Origin of the sequence: Acetobacter sp. UBA5411 (genome assembly GCF_002409645.1) — a bacterium.
GTDB lineage: Bacteria > Pseudomonadota > Alphaproteobacteria > Acetobacterales > Acetobacteraceae > Acetobacter.
In genome coordinates this window covers 203,075-221,792 of sequence record NZ_DHNR01000005.1, presented here as the reverse complement: position 1 = coordinate 221,792, position 18,718 = coordinate 203,075, and the positions used below count along the sequence as shown (strand labels likewise).

13 protein-coding genes and 1 pseudogene are annotated in these 18,718 nt (G+C 54.0%); 4 read left to right on the top strand and 10 right to left on the bottom strand.

Features of this window, described 5'->3' with window-relative positions:
• Window positions 1-193: 193 nt before the first annotated feature.
• The 6 genes from B3759_RS01820 to B3759_RS01795 form a co-directional block, all read right to left on the bottom strand.
• Complete coding sequence (locus tag B3759_RS01820) at window positions 194-1,621, bottom strand: efflux transporter outer membrane subunit (RefSeq protein ID WP_291363059.1); 1,428 nt, start codon at window positions 1,619-1,621, stop codon at window positions 194-196.
• Entirely contained in the window at window positions 1,618-4,740 is a 3,123-nt protein-coding gene (locus B3759_RS01815; protein WP_408736434.1) for an efflux RND transporter permease subunit, read from the bottom strand. The genes B3759_RS01820 and B3759_RS01815 overlap by 4 nt, the downstream gene beginning before the upstream one ends.
• Entirely contained in the window at window positions 4,718-5,812 is a 1,095-nt protein-coding gene (locus tag B3759_RS01810; protein WP_291363055.1) for an efflux RND transporter periplasmic adaptor subunit, read from the bottom strand. Before B3759_RS01810 ends, B3759_RS01815 begins: the two co-directional genes overlap by 23 nt.
• On the bottom strand, window positions 5,809-6,495 hold the full coding sequence (locus B3759_RS01805) for a TetR/AcrR family transcriptional regulator (protein WP_291363054.1): 687 nt from the start codon (window positions 6,493-6,495) through the stop codon (window positions 5,809-5,811). Before B3759_RS01805 ends, B3759_RS01810 begins: the two co-directional genes overlap by 4 nt.
• Window positions 6,496-6,738: 243 nt before the next feature.
• Entirely contained in the window at window positions 6,739-7,389 is a 651-nt protein-coding gene (locus tag B3759_RS01800; protein ID WP_291363053.1) for a YoaK family protein, read from the bottom strand.
• The gene (locus B3759_RS01795) at window positions 7,389-8,558 is read right to left on the bottom strand and encodes an oxalate decarboxylase family bicupin (protein ID WP_291363052.1); all 1,170 of its coding nucleotides are present in this window, start codon (window positions 8,556-8,558) and stop codon (window positions 7,389-7,391) included. The genes B3759_RS01800 and B3759_RS01795 overlap by 1 nt, the downstream gene beginning before the upstream one ends.
• Window positions 8,559-8,873: 315 nt before the next feature.
• On the opposite strand from B3759_RS01795, the gene B3759_RS01790 reads away from it, so the two are divergent.
• Window positions 8,874-10,343, top strand: a complete 1,470-nt coding sequence (locus tag B3759_RS01790) for an FAD-dependent monooxygenase (RefSeq protein WP_291363050.1) — start codon at window positions 8,874-8,876, stop codon at window positions 10,341-10,343.
• A gap of 6 nt (window positions 10,344-10,349) precedes the next feature.
• Here B3759_RS01790 and B3759_RS01785 read toward each other — a convergent pair.
• Window positions 10,350-10,478: pseudogene (locus B3759_RS01785) on the bottom strand (IS5/IS1182 family transposase); the annotation flags it as partial.
• Between the two features lie 454 nt (window positions 10,479-10,932).
• Here B3759_RS01785 and B3759_RS01780 point away from each other — a divergent pair.
• Together B3759_RS01780 and B3759_RS01775 are read left to right on the top strand one after the other, a co-directional pair.
• Window positions 10,933-11,253, top strand: coding sequence for an MFS transporter (locus B3759_RS01780; protein WP_291363048.1), 321 nt, complete (start codon window positions 10,933-10,935; stop codon window positions 11,251-11,253).
• Window positions 11,184-12,251, top strand: a complete 1,068-nt coding sequence (locus tag B3759_RS01775) for an MFS transporter (protein WP_349679283.1) — start codon at window positions 11,184-11,186, stop codon at window positions 12,249-12,251. The genes B3759_RS01780 and B3759_RS01775 overlap by 70 nt, the downstream gene beginning before the upstream one ends.
• 171 nt (window positions 12,252-12,422) lie before the next feature.
• On the opposite strand, the gene B3759_RS01770 is transcribed toward B3759_RS01775, so the two are convergent.
• The 3 genes from B3759_RS01770 to B3759_RS01760 form a co-directional block, all read right to left on the bottom strand.
• Window positions 12,423-14,135: an alginate export family protein gene (locus tag B3759_RS01770; protein ID WP_291363046.1), complete on the bottom strand. Its 1,713-nt coding sequence runs from the start codon at window positions 14,133-14,135 to the stop codon at window positions 12,423-12,425.
• Between the two features lie 220 nt (window positions 14,136-14,355).
• Window positions 14,356-15,645 (bottom strand): MFS transporter, encoded by a 1,290-nt coding sequence (locus tag B3759_RS01765; RefSeq protein ID WP_291363044.1) that lies wholly within the window; start codon window positions 15,643-15,645, stop codon window positions 14,356-14,358.
• A 232-nt stretch (window positions 15,646-15,877) separates the two neighbouring features.
• Window positions 15,878-16,783, bottom strand: coding sequence for a LysR substrate-binding domain-containing protein (locus B3759_RS01760; protein ID WP_291363042.1), 906 nt, complete (start codon window positions 16,781-16,783; stop codon window positions 15,878-15,880).
• A 131-nt stretch (window positions 16,784-16,914) separates the two neighbouring features.
• Between B3759_RS01760 and araD the strand changes: the two genes are divergently transcribed.
• Entirely contained in the window at window positions 16,915-18,696 is a 1,782-nt protein-coding gene (gene araD, locus B3759_RS01755) for an L-arabinonate dehydratase (protein WP_291363040.1), read from the top strand.
• Window positions 18,697-18,718: the final 22 nt, after the last annotated feature.

Here is an 18,718-nt window from a genome sequence, read left to right as displayed (position 1 = left end):
TGTCCGTTTCCCTTGGGGAGGCGGATGAGGCTCCGGTTTTTTGTGTTGAGAGACAATCCGATTGATGAAATATCCCGACATGCGGATTGTGCTTTAAAACAGATGGTGGCGCGAATATTGGAAGATGAATTTCCTTCTGCGATAAAAGCTGGGAACTATACTCCCAGCGAGATCGATTGTACTTTCAGAAGATTCAAATCTTTTTCTTTGTGGGCAAGGCCGTAAAACCACCACCTGTCGCCTTGTAGAGATCAACCGACGCATCAAGCCGCTGTAGCCGGGCCTGAATCTGAGACAATTCTGCCAGTTGCACAGTTGATTGCGCGGCTAGGACGTCAATCTGGCTTGCGTATCCGTGTTCCATACGGAGCGTTGTCAGATGCAGCTTCTGCTGCGCCGCTCCGTCACGCGCACCGTTATCCGCATCACGTTCCGCCGCTGTGTTCTGCGCCAGCAACGCGTCACGCACTTCCTTGAACGCCGTTCGGATAGACTGCTGATACAGCACGACCTGCTGATTCTTGTTTGCCTTCGCAAGTTTGACACCGCTTTCCGTTCTCCCGAAATCCAGAACGGGGGCCGCCATAGCCGCACCAAGTGTCCATGAGCGGCTGGTTGCCCGGTAGAGATTGTCTATGTCGATATTGTTCACCCCGGCAAGCGACGCCAGCGAGATGCTCGGAAAATAGGCTGCCCGGGCATAGCCGATGTTGAAATTACTCGCGATCAGCATCTGCTCGTGCATCGCGATGTCCGGGCGGCGTTCCAGAAGTTCCGAAGGCAGAACCGAAGGGGTTGGCTCGGGTATACTGAGTTCCTGTAGATCCCGACCTCTGGAAATTCCCGCCTGAACGATGTCCTGCGGTGAACGCCCCACCAGAACAGTCAATGCGCTTTCCGCATTGTTGCGTTGATCCTCCATGTCGGGCAAGGCCGCGTGCACGGCGTCACGACGCTCTGTCGCATCCTGCAGCAGCAGGGCGTCAACAGCCCCAACGTCATACTGATGCTGAACAAGCCTAAGAATATCGTCCTGCGTCTGCACACTCTCCTTCAGAATGGCGACATTGCGATCTAGCGCACGCAGGCTGAAATAGAGCTTCGCTACAGCGGCGGCCACCGACAGACGTGCTGCCTCCTGCGCATAAACGGCCCCCTGAACACCCGCTTTAGCAGCGTCACTGAGGCTGGCGTTCTTGCCCCACAGGTCCAGTTCGTAATTCAGCATTCCACCAACAAAACCGAAATTGCTCGTCTTGTTGGGAAAACGGAAACTCTGACCGGCGGCCCGGAGATTTCCGTTGGCGAATTTCCCGTAAGCATCCGTGCCCGCGACAGACAGGGATGGAAGCTGGTTCGCAAAAGCGTAGCTGTATTGGGCCTGAGCCTGTGACAGGCTGGATTTCGCCAGTGCGAGATCGTCATTATGGTGCGCGGCTTCTTCTTCTAGTTGATCAAGCACCGGATCGCCATAACGCTGCCACCATGCGCGATCGTCGCGTGTGACGGCCTGCACGCCATTCCATGTCGCCGGTAGAGCCATGACAGGACGTTTGTAATCAGGTGAAAGCCAGGAACATCCGCCCAAAATCAGAGGAATGAGAAAAAGGGTTTTCCTCATGACGTCACCTTCGTCCCGGATGAAGGTTCTCTGACGCGGAACCACAGCACGTAAAGCGAGGGGAGAAAGATCAGCGTGACCGCCGTAGCAACGGCAAGTCCGCCCATGATGACGTCCGCCATCGGTCCCCAGAAGACGCTTGAGGCAATGGGCAGCATACCCAGAATGGCGGCCACGGCTGTCAGCATGATGGGACGGAAACGGACCATTGCGGCGGCGACCACCGCGTCCCATTCGGCCTTGCCGTTCTGCTGTTCGATCTCAATCTGATTCACAAGGATGACCGAGTTGCGGATGATCATGCCCACCAGCGCGACAAGTCCGAGCAGCGCAATGAAGCCGACAGGGTTACCGGTGACGAGAAGCACGATCACGACACCGATCAGACCGAAGGGCGCCACACTCAGTACGAGCGCCAGCCGCTTGAAGCTCTGAAGCTGGATCATCAGCACGGCCATCATGATCAGCGCCATGACCGGCATGACCGCGATCACCGAGTTCTGCGCCTTTGCCGCCTCATCAACCGTTCCGCCGACCGTCACATGATAGCCGGGCGGCAGATGGGCATTGAAATCGGCAATCTTGCCAGCCAGTGCGGATACGGCAGTATTTGCCTGCACACCGTCACGAAGCTGCGCCTGGATTGTCATGGTCGGAAGACGATCGCGCCGCCAGATCAGCGGATAGTCTTCCACGTAGGAGACGGTGGCGACCGAGGAAAGCGGCACGGTAAGGTCGTTCGGTAGGCGGACATCGAGATTGCGCAGGCTCTCAATGGACAGCCGTTCCTCTTTTCTGGCGCGCAGCACAATATCGACGAGATAGATGCTATCCCGCAACTGGGTGGCGGTCGTGCCTGTGACGGTCGAGTTAATGGCGCGTGCGATGGCGGCTGAGGAAAGACCGAGCCGACGCGCTGCCTCCTGACGCACATCGATCCGCAGTTTTCGCGCCGGATCACCCCAGTCGAAATTAATCAGATGCAGATTGCCGGTCGCCGCCATCATCTGCGCGACGTCCTGTGCGTAATGGCGGAGCTTATCCGGGTCCCGGCCGGACACGCGATACTGCACCGGCCAGCCCACGGGAGGACCGAGTTCAAGGGGAAACAGCCCGTGTACGATGTCAGGCATCTCCCGGCTCAGCCTCTCGTCAAGCCGGTGACGGAGGCGGTCGCGGGCTTCGGCGCTTTTGGTCACAATGACGGTCTGTGTGAAGAAATCGTTCGGAAGCTGTTCATCGAGCGACAGGTAAAAGCGGATCGCTCCCCGGCCGACATAGGAGCTCCAGTGATCGACATCGGGGTCATTGCGCAGCATCGCGTCGAGTTTGCGTGAGACGTCGCTCGTCGCCGTGATGGAGGCTCCCTGCCGTAGCGAGAGATTGGCCAGAAGTTCCGGACGGTCTGAGGCCGGGAAAAACTGTTTCGGAATCAGCGGTGTCAGTATCATGGCGACGAGTAGTGCGCCCAGACTGATCAAAACCGTCATGCGGGGGTGCCGCATGGTGACGAGCAGGCAGCGCTCGAAGAACGCCATGATCCGCCCTCTGTGAGGCTCCTCATGTTTGGTACCTGCTTTATCCGGATGCGCCCGCAGAATGGTCACGCCGATCAGGGGAGCCACCAGAACGGCCACGAACCATGACACGATCAGGGCCAGCCCGACGACCGCGAACAGGGAAAACGTGTATTCCCCGGCAACACTGTGCGCAAAACCAACGGGCACAAAACCCGACACTGTAACCAGCGTGCCTGTCAGCATCGGAAAAGCCGTGGATGTATAAGCAAAAGTCGCCGCACGCGGGAGGCTCCAGCCTTCCTCCAGTTTGCTGACCATGCTCTCAACGGTGATCATGGCGTCATCGACGAGAAGGCCAAGGGCGATGATCAGTGCGCCGAGCGAGACGCGTTGCAGGTCGATGCCCAGCAGTTCCATGCTGGTGAACACGACCGCCAGCACGAAAGGGATGCAGAACGCCACGACGGTGCCTGCACGACCACCCAAACTGAGAAAACTGACGCCCAGCACAATGGCGATGGCTTCAAACAGAGCCTCGGTGAAATCTCCGACTGCCTCCTTGACCACCTGAGGCTGATTGGCGACGAGATGTGCCTCGATACCGACAGGCATGCGGGCATGAAGTTCGGCCATCTTCGCGGCAATGTTCTTTTCCAGTGCGAGAACATTGCCGCCTTTGGTCATGGACAGACCCAGTCCAACGGCATCCTGCCCATTGACACGGAACAGGGTTTGCGGCGGATCGGCATAACCGCGCGTAATGGTGGCAATGTCGCCCAGGCGGATCTTGCGATTGCCCGCATAGATCGTCACGTTGGCGACATCCTCGACGGAATTGAATTTTCCAGTCGGCTGAACGAGGATCTGTTCTTTCCCCGTATCAATAGTACCAGAAGGGACGAGGGCGTTCTGCTCCTGCAGGGCAGCTTCGATCATCTCGCCCGTAATGCTTAACCGGGCGAGATGTCGGCTGGAGACATCAACAAAAATCTTCTCATCCTGCGCGCCGAGCGTCTCGATCTTGGCGACGTCCGGTACATGCAGCAGTTCGTCGCGGACGGTCTCGACATAATCCTTCAGGTCGCGATGGGAAAAACCGTCTGCGGTAAAGGCGTAGATAATGCCATAGGTATCGCCGAATTCGTCGTCAAAGAATGGCCCCACGGTCGTGGAGGGGAGAAAAGGCTTGATATCGCCGACCTTTTTGCGGACTTGATACCAGATATCCGCCACCTGACTCTTTGGCGTGCTGCCCAGAAGATTGACCAGAATGGTGGTCTTTCCGGCAGTGGTATAGCTTTTGACGTAATCGAAATATGGTGTTTCCTGAAGCTTCTTTTCGATCCGGTCCGTCAGCTGATGCGTTGTTTCCTCGACCGTTGCGCCCGGCAGCATGGCCTCAACGACCATCGTCTTGACCGTAAAGGGCGGGTCCTCGTTCCGGCCGAGAGCGAAATAGGATCTGACGCCCGCAACGGCGATCAGAATCATGAAAAACGCAACGAGTGCGCGATGATGGATGGACCACTCCGAAAGATTCAGGATGTGACCCGTTTTTGCGTCCTGTCCGGACTCTTCAGGGGCGGACATCGGCGTCATCCAGCAGGGAGATCTTCTGGTTCGGATAAAGCGCCTGCACGCCGGCTGTCACGACACGCTCTCCGGCTTTCAGGCCCGAGACGACCGTAACGTCGCTGGCGCTGTATCGGGAGACTTCGACGGGGCGTAATGTGACGGTCATCGTATCAGGCGCAATCACCCACACAGCCGTTTTTCCATCCTGTGCAGTCAACGCCGACGGTGGAAGATGGATATCGGACGCAGCACTGGCGGCAAGTCGTCCCACTGCGACGGAACCAAGCGTCATTGCGGTCGGCGGCGTCTGAAGAAGCACCTTTGCCCGATAGGTCCGGGTCAGTGGATCAGCATCCGGCGCGAGTTCGTAGAGCGTCCCATCCGTGCAGACATGACGGTTCGCGTCGAGACAGACAGTCATTGTTGCTCCAACCGTCAGACCGGACCGCAGGAGATCTCCTGAAACGTCGAACTGGGCGTCACGACCAGCAGCCTCGGCCATGCGCAGGATCGGTTGGCCAGCGGCGACGACTTCCCCGACTTCAGCCAGACGTTCCGTAATCACACCGTCCGCATTCGCCTCCAGACGGGTATGGTCCAGTTCCTCATGAGCGATCTGCTCCCGGGCTGCCGTGGACTGCACAGCCTGCTGGGCGGTGCGGTAGCGGAGAACGGCCTCGTCGTAATCATTACGTGAGATAGCGCGGTCGGGGAGAAGAGCCGTCGCCCGTTTCTGCAAGGGAGTCGCCTGCGCAAGAGAGGCTCTGGCTGCCTGTGCGTCAGCGGTGGCAGCACGCAGCGTCTGGCGGACCTCGGTATCGTCCAGACGGGCCAGTAGCTGCCCGGCATGCACTGGGTCGCCCGTTTCCACTGTACGCTCAACGATCTTGCCGGGCAGACGGAATGACAGGGTGACAATACGATGCGGAGCAATCTGTCCTGTCAGAAACTCCGCATTTCCATCAGTCCCCGGATGAACCACCAAGGAGCGCACGGGCCTGATTTCAGGCGGGGGAGCTTTCTTGTGACAGGCAGACAGCGCGACGAGCATGAAAGTGCAAAGACTGGTCCCGGATATGAAGGATCGTTTATTCATGCCTGTTTGACCTTTGTCGGTCTGGAAACGGACGTGCGCAGTATTCCCGTCATGAAAGCCGTCCAGGCATTATCGAGATAATCATCCCGTTCTTTGGCCGTCATCAGAACATCCCGTCCGAACAGCATCTTCTGATGAGGAACAGCCAGACAAAGACCGGAAAACAATCGGCTCGTTTCCATCAGATGACAGGGCTCTTTCAAAAGACCCGCGTCGGAGACTGCCGTCATGAGCCGGCAGGTCAGCTCTTCAATGGGGTCGAAAATATGCGCTCCGGCATGGTTCACCAGATCGGGAAAACGCCATCCTTCCGCGATGAATGTGCGACTGAGAGAGAGCGTTTCGGGGCTCAGGACCAGATCAAGAAGCATCCGCATTGTCTTGCGCAATGTCAGTAGCGGATCACTTGAAACCATGGTGTCCGATGGCGTTGCCGCCACGAGGAAACTTTTCCCCAGTTCCGAAATGACTGTCTTGAAGAGACTTTCCTTGGAAGGGTGCCGCCGATAGATGGTCTGCTTACCCACCTGAGCTACTGCCGCAATCTGCTCGACAGATGTGGCCGCGTAACCCTGTTCTCCAAACAATCGGCTGGCAGTCTTCAGGATGAGAATATCCAGTTCCTCGGATACTCGACCATCAGGCCGACCTGAAACCTTCTTTCTTTCGTCTCTGTCCGGCATGAATTTTTCCTGATGCTCGTTGATACGGTAAATATACGAGACGTTCTCGTCTCGCAAGTTTAATGTCGAGGCCGGCAAACGGTTTTCGTTGTAATCAACAGGAACAGATGGACCAGACAGACGGCGGTTGCTTTCATTACTGGTATAATCTCACATTAGTGCTTGCAGGGCCTCAAGCATTCCTGAAGTCATCCTCACAGCACAAAAGAAATCTCCCGCTTCAGCACCACCCATCAACCCGTATCACCCCTCGTCAGGCCACAGAAAAAACAGCCCTGTCAGCAACGGAACCGGCACCAGGAAAAAACCCGAAGTCGCTTCCCGCGCAAAAACCGACAGAAAGGCTCCGGCAATACATCCTCCCCAGCCAAGCCCCGGCAACACTGAAGCCAGCGTAAACCCCGGCTTTCCCCGCCAGAGTCCGAAGAGAAATCCCGCAATATTATCAGAAAATTTCACAATATTGTTGGTCACAACAATTGTCTGGACCGACACGCCGGAAAAACGCGACAGCGCCTCGCCCTGCATCGCCATCGCGACAGCCAGCAGCAGCGTTTCCACGCGGGAACTGCTCCCCGCCGCATGAGACCAGTGAACACCCTGAGCCACAATCAGCAGCCCCGCCATCCACAGCCATTCATGCCGGTAAGCCGGTAAAGCCCGCCGCAGCAGGCTCGCCCCCAAGGCTCCGCAGAAAAACAACCCCAGAACAGTGCCGACAGCCGCCGTCCTGACCCAGTCTCCGTCCGCCAGAGCAATCCCAAACGTGGTGGAATTTCCTGTCATCGCAGCCGTGAAAATGCCGTGGAGTTCAACATACCCCACGGCATCCACATACCCGGCAATCAGTCCCAGCGAGAGAACACACAGAGCAGAACGGGTAAGAGGAGCCATCACACGATCAGCGGCTTGTCCTGACGCAGCTTCGATAGCGTCTCATCATCCAGATTCAGGTGCTCCTTCACCATCTGACGCGGTGACAGGCCTAGCCACTGATTGGCCGAGAAGTCGGCAAAGTGATCGCTTTTGAACGCTTCCAGAAAAACCATCGGCTCATCACCGATATTCTCCAGATAATGTCCCATCCCGAGCGGCACATACCCCACATCGCCTGCGCAGTAATCAAACGTCCGCGCTTTCCCGCCGGAAGCGAAAACCGTCATCCGTGCCCGGCCGCGAACGAAATACTGCCACTCGTCATTGTTCGGATGCCAGTGCAGTTCGCGCATCCGCCCCGGCTCAACAACATTGATCGCCGCCGCAATGGTCGAGGCGGCCGGAAAATTGCGTGAATCCACAACCCTTACGGTCCCACCGGCTGCTTTCGCAGGCTCCTGCTTCAGAAACTTGTGCGTATAGCGGATCGAGGAAGGTCCCTGCGGACACTTGATTGCATCCTCCTTCGCCACCGTCGGTTCAGTTCCATTGAAGATCCAACGGGATTTTTCAACATCCGTCGGCAGATTGGCAAAAGCCGATTCCGGCACTCCGAAATTCTTCGCCAGAATATGCCGCGGAGTATGCGCGAACCAGTCGCTGATCAAAAAAGTCTCGTTCTCGGAGAAGTTGGCGTCATCGAAAACAAGCAGAAATTCACAACCCTCGTTGCCAAGTCCTTGAATGGAATGCGGAATTCCCGCTGGAAAGTTCCAGATATCTCCGGCTTCGACATCATCCACAAACGGATGCCCGCTTGTATCCAGCGCGGTCACCCGTGCCTTCCCCGCAATCATGAAGCCCCATTCAGCCTCTTTATGATAATGCAACTCTCGGTATCCGCCCGGCTTGAGCCGCATGTTCACGCCCGCCAGCGTCGTGGCAACTGGCAGTTCCCGAATGGTGATCTCCCGCGCCCAGCCACCCGAGCCAAGACGATTTCGGGCGTCAGCATAAGAGAATTTCAGATTCGGGATGGTCCCGGCATCCGTATCCGGCGAAGCCAGAAGATCCGGAACCTCCCGTTCCCGTGCAAGATTCCGTGGCCCCAGAATACTCGCGCCCCGTCCGTCACGAATGGGTTCCGGCGCTTCAGGTTTTGAATCAACCCATGGAAGATCGCTCACTGGTCTGCCTCCTGCCTGATGAGAAGTATGACAAACTATGTCTAAAAAGACGAGGGAGTATTGATCCGCATCAAGCAAGACGACTGGATTGGCAATGTTCACTCGGACGTGATGATGCGTGCTTCGTTCGGAACGAGTTGGGTATCCGCGTGCAGCCGCTTAGGGCTGCTGTATCAGACCGCGATCTGAAAAGCCGACATCTCAATCAAGCGTTTCATTGCATCTGGGCAGACAGAAACAGTCAGGGCACGTCTCGCGTTAACATGCTGTGACTGTCCATGTGACCGGACAGTTCTTTTCCTTTGGACAAAAACCATGTCGAAGCCCGTTCTCGTTACAGGTGCCGGACCTGTCGGTCTGATTATGGCTGCCGAACTGGCCCGGTACGGCGTACCTGTCAGGATTATCGACAAGTCACCGACCTGTACGAACCAGTCCCGGGCACTGGCCATCTGGCCCCGGACAATGGAACTGCTTGATGCTGCGGGCTGTGCGGATTTGTTTGTGGCTGCCGGGTTGCATGCAAAGACCGTCAGTATCCACGTAGGCAACAGGACACTCGCCCGCATCCCGTTCGGGACGATTGCTTCTTCCTTCAATTACCTGCTGATGATTCCGCAATCGGAAACCGAACGGTTGCTGGAAGACCATCTCAGGACTTTTGGCATTACTGTCGAACGCGGAACTGAACTGAGGGACTTCGTTAACAGGGATGCCGGTGTTTCATGCACGCTCATGCATGGGGAAGGCAGGATCGAAGTTTTGGAAGCGGGTTGGCTCATCGGTTGCGATGGTGCGCATTCCTTTGTTCGTAACAGGTTGGGCCTGACATTCGGTGGAGAAACATTACCCACAGGGTTTGTCCTCGCCGATGTGCATGTGACCGGTCTTGCCATTCCACCTGATGAACCAGCGATATTCTGGCACCCGGACGGCGCTGTGATGTTCTTTCCAATATCACGGAGCCATTACCGTATCATCGCCGATCTTGGGTCTGCGCCATTGCATACGCCGAGCCTTAAGGAAATACAGACAATTGTCGACCGGCGCGGACCGGGCGGCATTATCCTTTCCGATCCAGTGTGGTTATCGGATTTCGGGGTCAACGAACGTATAGTCCAAGATTACCGCAAGGGTCACGTTTTTCTGGCCGGCGATGCGGCCCATATCCACAGTCCAGCCGGCGGTCAGGGCATGAACGTGGGCATGCAGGATGCCTTCAATCTTGCCTGGAAGCTGGCGTTGGTCGAGCGACAGAAAGCCAATCCCTCCCTGCTGGACAGCTACAATATCGAACGCAGCCGTGTTGCACGGCAGATACTGGCTGATTCCGGACGTATGACCACAGTTGTTCTGCTCAAACGTCATCTGGCGCAGAGAGTACGCAACTTTGCTGTGAAATGGATTTTCAGCATTTCGGTGATCCGTCGCGCCATGGCTGACCGACTGTCCGGAATCATGATTGATTATCCTGACAGTCCTCTCAACGTGGGGTCTGCCCGCGGACTGCGTGGTCCCGGACCTGGGCAACGACTGATTACAGGAGGAAATTCCGGGCATTGCGATACTCCCCGCTTTGTAATCGCTGCAAGAGACAGTGCGGATGCGCGAGCTATGATCGCTCGTCACTCATCCTTGCTGATGCCTGAAGTATATCTGCCACCGGATGAAAATGGTATCTGGCTGGTAAGACCCGATGGTTACGTCGCTGCTACCGCAAGAAGTGGAAACTGGCCACTAATCGAAATGGCCCTGAACGGCATCTCTCGAAAAAATCAATATTGAAACATACTAAAGGATGCAGCTTGCTGCGATGTGGATTGCGGACATGAATGTATAAGCGCAGCGATCGTATCTTGTTGCAATACGTCGCTAGCCTTTCAGTTTTACGAACATGTTTTCGATCAGATGGCGCTTTTTATTATAGATGCCAGTTTTAAAATTTAATATGGAACCTTAAATGAAAACAAGAGGTTTCACGCTCTCATCCATATCAGACTAACTGTCATGTTATGGCTAAAACTCCAGAATCGTCACAACGCATAAACTTCAAAAATCTTATTTTATTGTTTTATTTTTCTTTCTGTTATCTAAACCTTAAGAAGTTACGCAAAGAGGCATTCAACAATTCAACTTTGACGAAAATTATTTCTAAAAATTTCCAAAACGAATAAGTAGTTATTGTTAATTTAATTAATCCTATCAGAAAGGGCTCCCTAAAACCAGATAAAAAGTTTATACACTTAGAAATAAAAAGGAGTTTTCAAAATTTTGTTTATACACCAATGCAGAAGGAACTAACATCGAAAAATAGCGCTTATGTGTTGTCGTGTAATAAGTCCCTCAAAAACAACAAACAAAAAGAGTGGAGAACATGTCAGACACTCCTGAAAACGAAACGCAGACCATAAACAGGATTGCATGGCGAATCCTGCCTCTAGCCACTTTGTGCTATCTTGGAGCGTATATAGATCGTCAGAATATTGGTTTTGCAAAACTGCAGATGGCGGCTGATTTGCATATTAGTGAAACAATATTTGCATCGGGTGCTTCACTATTTTTTATTGGCTATATGATTTTCGAAGTGCCAAGCAATATGCTTCTCCACAAATTCGGCGCTTCACGATGGATTGCCAGAATTGGATTATCGTGGGGAATTATTACAATACTAATGGCATTAATAAAAGCGTTTTAATGTTTTACATTTTAAGATTTCTTCTAGGGACAGCAGAAGCAGGCTTATATCTCGGAATAATATACTATTTATCATTATGGTTTCCAGCCCAGCATCGTGTTCGTATGATGGGATATTTTACATTAGCCAGCAGTATTGGCAACATGTTGAGCGGCCCACTCTGCGGCTGGCTTTTGAGTCAGCATGGTTTCGCGTCTCTGGCGGGATGGCAAATCATCTTTCTGACAACAGGAATTTTTCCAACAATTCTAGTGATCCTGGTATTTTTCTTTCTTCCAGAACGCCCAGAAACCCAGACTTTTCTAAACAATACCGAGAAAAAATGGCTGATCGACACATTGGAATCAGAACGACAGCACGTTTTTCAACATGATACACGATATGCCAATCCTCTCAGTGCTGTTTTTGATATCCGTGTAATGGAACTCGCTGCTTGCTTCATGCTGATTTCAATAGCCAGTTATGGATTGAGCTACTGGCTTCCTTCTCTGGTGAACGAATTTGCAGTAGGCTACACAACCAACGGATTTCTGAATGCCATTCCTTATCTCTTGGGTACATTGGCTCTGATTTTTTTAGTTCCTACTGTAAGAAAAGGAGACCGCCCGCTTTACGCAATGCTCGCGGCTTCCGCGCTTGGGGCTTTTTGCTTTGGACTTTCTGTCTTCATGCATGACAATTCATCCCGCTTTCTTCTGCTCTGTCTTGGTGGGCCATGCATCTACGTCTTACTGCCTTGCCTATGGGTATTGCCATCCAGATTTCTTAAAGACGCCAAGGCCGCCGTCGGCATCGCAACCATTACATCTATCGGAGGCTTTGGAGCATTCCTTGGCCAAAATCTGGTAGCTTGGGCGCGCTATTGGAGTGGAAGCGCGGATCTCCCCATGCTTGTACCAGCTGTAGCCTGCCTCATTCTGTTTTTGATGATTTTCAAAATGATTTCTTCTTCGCAAAACAAGAAAACTCCAGAAAAAATCTCTTCCGAAACAATATAGTTTCGAAAAAAAAAGGCCGATGTTCTATCGGCTTTTCATACGGACTAACATCACATTGGCTGACAAAATTCATTTATAAAAGCATAGAAAAAACAGTTTTCTGTCACACCTCACTGATTATTGCAGAGACAAATTCCAAATTCACAAGTGTTATGAAAAGTTACTATTATATCAAAATGTCAGTTCCAGATTTGTCTGAACATAGGCACCCTGAGCAGCGCCTGACCGCAAAACATTACGGCCCAGAAAGACATATTCACCCTCAAGGCTGAAGCTGATATGCCGGGTTGGTCGCCAGTTGAAACTGGCCTGCGGCAGGACCCCTGTATAATGACCACGAGGGCGATAGGGAAAAGCAACTGTAGACTGGGGATATATCCCATCATGCGTACTGTTACGCCACATAACAGGGGATTTCAGTTGTAATGACGTGTTGCTTGTTGGTGTAAGCGTTACAAGTGGACCAATACTGATCAGATTCTGCATGTTGAAATAGGTACTCAGATCGAGATAAGAGGCCGAGGGTGAGTAAGGCGACAGAAACCCGCCCCATGTGCTGGTCGAACTGGTCCTGTAATCACCGCCCGACACATCGTCGAACTGAAGTCCAAGCGAAGGTCGCCCCCACCAATGACTGAAACGCCATGATGCCTGGGCATTGACAGCCCACGCATCCACTTTCCGGGAAGGACCGTTCTTTGCCTGTTGAAACGTACCCCCTTGCCACATACCGCCAACAGAAAACTCGATCGGACCAGCATTGCCCCAGATGCGGGTGCCGGGTGTATCGCGATGCGTTGAACCGGTTGTATTTCCATGCATGGCAGCAAGCGAACTATCGTCCACGATGAAGCCGAGGTAGAACGTATCAGCGAAAATCTGGCTCTTTTGACCAAGAAATTTAAATTCCGGAACAGCATAGGACGTATAGGCTCCGAAAAGTCTGTTTCGCCATCCGACTGTGTCAGCAAAAGGCTTGAGCGGAAGCTCGTTCGTCTGCGTTAAATCGAAGATATCAACGCGAAAGCGCTTCCAGAATGCGTAGCCACGCACACCATTCCAGGAAAATGGGATTGATGGATAGACACTTCCGCCGGTGAAGTAAGCAGGAGCATCCAGAAATTTATAGCGACCGATCATAACCCCGGTTTTTGCACCCAGAATATTCCCTTTTATTTCAAGAAAAGCCTGATGCAGGTCAATTTTGCTGCGCCAGCGCCCAGTATAACCATAGTAATTGATGCCGCCTGCTTCACCGCTCATCAATTCGCCATATAGACGAACATGCTCTGTCAGATGCAGGTCTGCGCCAATATTGAAACGCAGGTTAGACCGATAGGAGGGCGAGCGTTTCGTCGCACCAAGACCGGCATTCTGGTCATAAAAACCATGGTGACGGAAGTTGCCGCTAAGGCTGAGGTAAATATCCCCCTCGTTATTAAGTGGGATATATTTGAGCGCATCCATCGGGTCGAGATGATTGCGTTTGTCACGCAGATTCGACCAGTCTTCGGCCCACCGGGCTACGGCATAATACGCAACGGTTCCAAAGCCCGCGGCTGCGCCTGAATTGGTGTTGAAAACGCCCCAAGGTCCCTGATGCAGTAATGCGCCCGGCAGCTGATGCAAACCGAGAGACTGAGGCTGTCCGTAGAGTTCAGGACGGGACGTCAATGGTGGCAGAAGCTGGGTCCGGCTCAGTTTTGCGGGAGCGGCAGTAGAGGAATTGCCCGTGGACGCAGCATCCGATGGTGCAGTTCCCATCTTTGCATGGGCAGCAGATGTCTGCGTCGTTGCCTTGATAGCACTTTGGGATTTCCGAACAGCGACATGCCTTGCTGTCACCGGACGATCTTGAGCCGTGGGCACGGTTGTCTGCGCCATGACTCTTCCTGCCCCAAGAGCGCAAAGACTTCCGGTGACAAGCCAGAAAGAGGAAGCGTAGACCGCACGGGGAAAAGAAGATGCGCGAGGAAGGCGATAATGCTTTTCCGCGCAACACGCGAATTCTTGACTATTCATGACAACGTCCTTGTATTTTTATTTTTTTGACAGGACGCGCCTTTCTTCTTTCATGTTCAGAAGAAAAGGCTCGCAGGTTACCTCAGACAGGCAGAGCGAGACGCCGGATCTTTCCGACGACAAAGAGATAAAGCAGGATAGCAGCAAGACAGTGCACAGCGACGAACAGTAATGCACCGTCGTAGGAAGCCGTCAGCGACACGATGTAACCAACTGCGATGGGCGTTACGATTCCGGCAACATTGCCAATGCCGTTAAAAATGCCGGCTGCCAGACCAGGAACTTCTTTTGGGGCAATGTCGGAAATGACAGCCCATCCGATTGCGGCCACTCCTTTGCCGAAGAAAGCCAACGACATGATGGCGACAATGAGCAGTGGTGACTGCACGAAATTGCAGAGGCAAAGAGTTGAAGCGAGCCCCATTCCGACAATGAAGGGCGTCTTGCGCGCAAAGCTCGCTGAACGACCGGAGCGAAGCAGCCTGTCAGACAGCGCTCCACCGACAATGGCACCAAAAAGACCGCAGAGTGCTGGCACGCTGGCGGCAAAGCCCGTCTGTGTGAGTGACAGCCCGCGCGCCTGATGGAGGTAGGACGGAAACCAGGTCAGGAAGAAATAAAGAATGACATTGATACAGTACTGCCCACCATAGACGCCCAACAAAGTCCGGTCCGTGAGCATGAACTGTATCTGCTTGCGGTTGAGCCTGTGTTTCGTCTGCTTGCTTTTGTCGTCGATATCGACGAGAGCGCCCCCTTCACGAATATAGGCCAGTTCTGCGGCACTGACGCTCGGATGCTGGGCGGGAGGACGCATTGTCACCAGCCACAGCACGGCGAGCAGCACGCCCAGCAGTCCCATCATGGCGAAGATGTATTCCCAACCGAGCTGTTGCGTGACCCAGCCCATCAGAGGCGCAAAGAAAGCGACCGCAACATATTGCGCCGAGTTGAAGATGGATGTCGCCAGACCTCTTTCGCCGATGGGAAACCAGCTTGAGGTGATACGACTGTTGGCTGGGAAAGCTGGTGCTTCCACCAGACCAAGTCCGGCCCAGAGGAGGAACAGCACCGGAAAAGCCAGCGTCTGCGGAACATAACCGGCGCCAGAGATTGCCAACGTACACAGCGACCACGCGAAGAGGCTTACGCCATACACGCGTATGGAGCCGTAGCGGTCCAGCAACCACCCTCCAGGCACCTGATTCAGCACATAGGCCCACCCGAATGCCGAAAAGATATATCCCATGGAAACCGGGCTTAACCCGAGATCGTGGGATATGCTCGATCGTGCAATTCCGAGAGTCGCGCGATCACCGTAATTGATTGCTGTTATGGTAAACAGGAACGCGAGAACGAAGTATCGGATCATCGTTCGCCGTTCGGAGCTTACGGTTTCTGACGGGAATGTGGCGGTTGGGGTTTCTGATGACCCTTTTATTATATTCACCCTGTGTCTCCCTTGATGCGGGATCTGGAACACGCTGGACTGCTGCTGGCGAACGAGCCACTGGAACTCCACGATCACTGCGCAAGACACAACGCTCTGGGTGTCATAAGATCAAAATCAATCTGTAAATGAATCAATTCAAAACTGATATCGCTTAGTCTGAAGGCTCCCTTTCCTCGATGAAACGAGCGATCACATTCGTCACATTGCCCAAAACCAGGCTTGGATTATCAGCCCGATAGGCCATGAACAGTTCGGCGCAAATATCCGTTCCAAAGCCAAGACTGCGGTAAACAACATTGCTTATGCCAAGACGTGAGGCCGACTGGGGTATCAGGGCCACCCCCATTCCGGCCTTCACAAGCGCAAGCAACGCATGAATCTGGGTCAGATGGTGAACAAGCTTCGGCCGAATGTCCGAACTGATCAACAACCTATGCACAAGATCGTGAAAATATCCGCCACCAAGTACGGAATACATGATGAGCTCCTGCCCATCGAGGTCCGAAGGCATCACGACTTCCAGCCGGGCCATGGGGTGATCTTCCGGAATGGCTGCGAGCATGGGCTCCTTGATGATCCTGCGCAGCTCAATGTCTGGCGCATCAAAATGCGGCCGGATAAAACCGATGTCCAATCGACTCGAAGCCAGAGCCGAGAGCTGATCACGCGTAATCATTTCTTCAAGAATCAGATCCACGTCGGGATAATGACTGCGTAGCGCTGAAATCAGACGCGGCAGAAAATCGTAACTGCACCCCGGCGTGAATCCGATCGCGATCTGGCCCAGCGCTCCACGTCCTGCCCGTCGTGCGGCGAGCGTCGCATCTTCAGCATTTTGCAGCAGGCGTCGTCCTTCCGCCAGAAAAACGGCCCCGGCCTGCGTCAGACGCACGACACGGCTGGTACGCTCCAGCAGTTCGACGCCCAGCACATGTTCGAGAAGCTGAATCTGCCGACTTAACGGCGGCTGCGTCATGTTCAGGCGGGCGGCTGCCCGTCCAAAGTGGAGTTCTTCCGCGACGGCGACGAAACAGCGGACCTGAGTGAGCTGAAGCATCAATATCAATCCTGTCTCAAACCATACCGTATCTAATCTGGACAGCCTGAGTCTGTCGCGCCCTAACTGAGGTGACAAACACCCGTCACGCGACAAGCACACGTATCGGGATGGACGAGGGAGAATAATATATGACTGAAGACGCCGCAGAGCGCGCCTCGACCGCTGGCCCAGAAAACACCGCCAAAACCAGACTACGGAGTGAGCGCTGGTTTGGTCCGGCTGATCTGCGCAGTTTCGGGCATCGTTCACGTGCGATGCAGATGGGTTACGATCCGAAAGACTGGGAAGGCAAGCCGGTCATTGCCATCCTCAATACCTGGTCAGATATCAATCCCTGTCATATGCACTTCAAGCAGCGGATAGAGGATGTGAAGCGGGGCGTGCTCGAAGCGGGAGGCTTCCCGATGGAGTTTCCCTCGATCTCGCTCTCTGAAAACTTTATGAAACCTACAACAATGTTGTACCGCAACATGCTCGCCATGGAGGCTGAGGAACTGCTTCGCGCCTATCCGGCGGACGGTGCAGTGCTGATGGGCGGCTGCGACAAGACCACCCCGGGACTGCTGCTTGGGGCAACCAGCATGAATATTCCGGCGATCTTTGTGCCCGCCGGCCCCATGTTGCGCGGCAACTGGCATGGAAAAACGTTGGGATCAGGGGCGGACTCATGGAAATATTGGGATGAGCTGAGGGCTGGAAAGATAACTCAGGAAGACTGGCGCGGTGTTGAGGAAGGGATCGCCCGCAGCGCCGGCACCTGCATGACCATGGGCACAGCCAGCACCATGACAGCCATCGCCGAAGCGATCGGCCTGTCATTACCTGGCGCCAGTTCCATTCCAGCCGTTGATTCCAATCATATCCGCATGGCGAAAAGCTCCGGACGACGGATAGTAGATATGGTGCGTGAGGATCTGAAACCTTCAAAAATAACAACTCGCGCCTCATTCCTGAACGCCATCGCCGTTGCCATGGCTATGGGCTGCTCGACCAATGCGATCATCCACGTCATCGCCATGGCACGACGGGCTGGAGTCGATATCGGTCTCGACGATTTCGATCGTCTCAGTCGCGAAGTGCCGGTCATCGCCAATGTGCGCCCCACAGGCACGACCTATCTGATGGAAGACTTCTATTACTCGGGTGGTATTGCGGCCCTGATGAAGCGTATTTCGAGCTTTCTTGACCTGTCCTGCCTCACGGTTACCGGTAAAACCGTTGGCGAAAACATTGAGAAGGCCCATGTCTATAACGACGATGTTATTCGCCCGTTGGATAATCCCGTCTTTACCGGCGAGGCTGGAGGGGCTTTGACCGTCCTGCGCGGCAATATTGCGCCTGATGGGTGTGTCATGAAACCCGCCTGCTGTGACAGGAAATTCCATAAGCATAGTGGACCAGCACTTGTCTTTGACGACTATCCTTCGATGAAGAAAGCTATTGAAGACGAGGATCTGGACGTAACCGAAAACCATGTTCTCGTTCTGCGCAATGCAGGACCTTTGGGAGGTCCCGGCATGCCAGAATGGGGAATGTTACCGATTCCAAAGAAACTTATTAAACAGGGGGTGCGTGACATGCTGCGTCTTTCCGACGCACGGATGAGCGGTACCAGCTATGGTGCATGCGTTCTTCATGTTGCACCGGAAGCCTATGTCGGCGGTCCACTGGCACTTCTGAAAACGGGTGACATCATCTCTGTAGATGTGGAAGCCCGTTCGATTTCCATGGAAGTCTCCGAGGAAGAGATGGCACGACGCCGGGCCGAATGGAAAGCGCCCCCGCCGCGTTATGAACGAGGCTATGGCTGGATGGCGGCCCACCACATCATGCAGGCCGACAAGGGATGCGACTTTGACTTCCTGCAAACCAATTTCGGCGAGCAGGTCTCAGAACCCGTGATCTACTAAACCCGGACACAGTTCTGACAGG

Excerpts from the sequence above, each read along its gene's own strand:
- B3759_RS01800 (WP_291363053.1), bottom strand. The coding sequence starts at position 7,389 with ATGGCTCCTCTTACCCGTTCTGCTCTGTGTGTTCTCTCGCTGGGACTG.
- B3759_RS01780 (WP_291363048.1), top strand. The coding sequence starts at position 10,933 with ATGTCAGACACTCCTGAAAACGAAACGCAGACCATAAACAGGATTGCA.
- B3759_RS01815 (WP_408736434.1), bottom strand. The coding sequence starts at position 4,740 with ATGACGCCGATGTCCGCCCCTGAAGAGTCCGGACAGGACGCAAAAACG.
- B3759_RS01820 (WP_291363059.1), bottom strand. The coding sequence starts at position 1,621 with ATGAGGAAAACCCTTTTTCTCATTCCTCTGATTTTGGGCGGATGTTCC.
- B3759_RS01770 (WP_291363046.1), bottom strand. The coding sequence starts at position 14,135 with ATGGCGCAGACAACCGTGCCCACGGCTCAAGATCGTCCGGTGACAGCA.
- B3759_RS01790 (WP_291363050.1), top strand. The coding sequence starts at position 8,874 with ATGTCGAAGCCCGTTCTCGTTACAGGTGCCGGACCTGTCGGTCTGATT.
- araD (WP_291363040.1), top strand. The coding sequence starts at position 16,915 with ATGACTGAAGACGCCGCAGAGCGCGCCTCGACCGCTGGCCCAGAAAAC.
- B3759_RS01775 (WP_349679283.1), top strand. The coding sequence starts at position 11,184 with ATGGATTGCCAGAATTGGATTATCGTGGGGAATTATTACAATACTAAT.
- B3759_RS01805 (WP_291363054.1), bottom strand. The coding sequence starts at position 6,495 with ATGCCGGACAGAGACGAAAGAAAGAAGGTTTCAGGTCGGCCTGATGGT.
- B3759_RS01760 (WP_291363042.1), bottom strand. The coding sequence starts at position 16,783 with ATGCTTCAGCTCACTCAGGTCCGCTGTTTCGTCGCCGTCGCGGAAGAA.
- B3759_RS01810 (WP_291363055.1), bottom strand. The coding sequence starts at position 5,812 with ATGAATAAACGATCCTTCATATCCGGGACCAGTCTTTGCACTTTCATG.
- B3759_RS01765 (WP_291363044.1), bottom strand. The coding sequence starts at position 15,645 with ATGATCCGATACTTCGTTCTCGCGTTCCTGTTTACCATAACAGCAATC.